The 1354-nt window shown below is 54.3% G+C and carries 1 rRNA gene (running past one end of the window); it reads left to right on the forward strand.

From position 1 onward, the window contains the following. Nucleotides 1-1354 (forward strand): 23S ribosomal RNA (locus AC2FNC_RS11895); its annotated part reaches 1092 nt to the left of the window's first position; the annotation flags it as partial.

Consider the following 1354-nt stretch of genomic DNA (forward strand, 5'->3'; position numbering starts at 1 on the left):
CAGCCATCCTTTAAAGATAGCGTAACAGCTCACTGGTCTAAATAAGTTGTCCTGCGGCGAAGATGTAACGGGGCTCAAGCCATGAGCCGAAGCTTAGGATGCCGTAAGGCATGGTAGCAGAGCGTAGTGTGACATAAGACTTATCCTCTTTAGTGTCTTTCGGGGCACCTTGGAGGATCGAGTCTTTTCGATGAAGCCGGCCTGTGAGGGATCCGGTGGAGAGATCACTAGTGAGAATGATGACATGAGTAGCGACAAAGAGTGTGAGAGACACTCTCGCCGAAAGTCCAAGGGTTCCTGCTTAAAGCTAATCTGAGCAGGGTAAGCCGGCCCCTAAGCCGAGGCCGAAAGGCGTAGGCGATGGGAACTAGGTTAATATTCCTAGGCCAGGAGGATGTGACGGATCACAGGTGTAGTTCAATCTTATCGGATTGATTGGGCTGCTGAGTGGTTCCTGGAAATAGCCCTCCATCAGACCGTACCCTAAACCGACACAGGTGGACTGGTAGAGCATACCAAGGCGCTTGAGAGAACGATGTTGAAGGAACTCGGCAAAATACCTCCGTAAGTTCGCGAGAAGGAGGCCCGGTTCCTAGGCAACTAGGGGCTGGGGGCACAAACCAGGGGGTGGCGACTGTTTATTAAAAACACAGGGCTCTGCGAAGTCGCAAGACGACGTATAGGGTCTGACGCCTGCCCGGTGCCTGAAGGTTAAAAGGAGAGGTGAGAGCCTTGAATTGAAGCCCAGGTAAACGGCGGCCGTAACTATAACGGTCCTAAGGTAGCGAAATTCCTTGTCGGGTAAGTTCCGACCTGCACGAATGGCGTAACGACTTCCCCGCTGTCTCCAACATCGACTCAGCGAAATTGAATTGCCTGTCAAGATGCAGGCTTCCCGCGGTTAGACGGAAAGACCCCGTGCACCTTTACTACAGCTTCGCACTGGCATCAGGATTGTGATGTGCAGGATAGGTGGTAGGCTTTGAAGCAGGAACGCAAGTCCCTGTGGAGCCTCCCTTGAGATACCACCCTTCGCACTCTTGATGTCTAACCGCGGTCCGTTATCCGGATCCGGGACCCTGCGTGGCGGGTAGTTTGACTGGGGCGGTCGCCTCCTAAAGCGTAACGGAGGCGCGCGAAGGTTGGCTCAGAGCGGTCGGAAATCGCTCGTTGAGTGCAATGGCAGAAGCCAGCCTGACTGCAAGACTGACAAGTCGAGCAGAGTCGAAAGACGGCCATAGTGATCCGGTGGTCCCGAGTGGAAGGGCCATCGCTCAACGGATAAAAGGTACGCCGGGGATAACAGGCTGATACTGCCCAAGAGTCCATATCGACGGCAGTGTTTGGCACCTCG

This window comes from Ruegeria sp. BHSA123 (genome assembly GCF_059613425.1).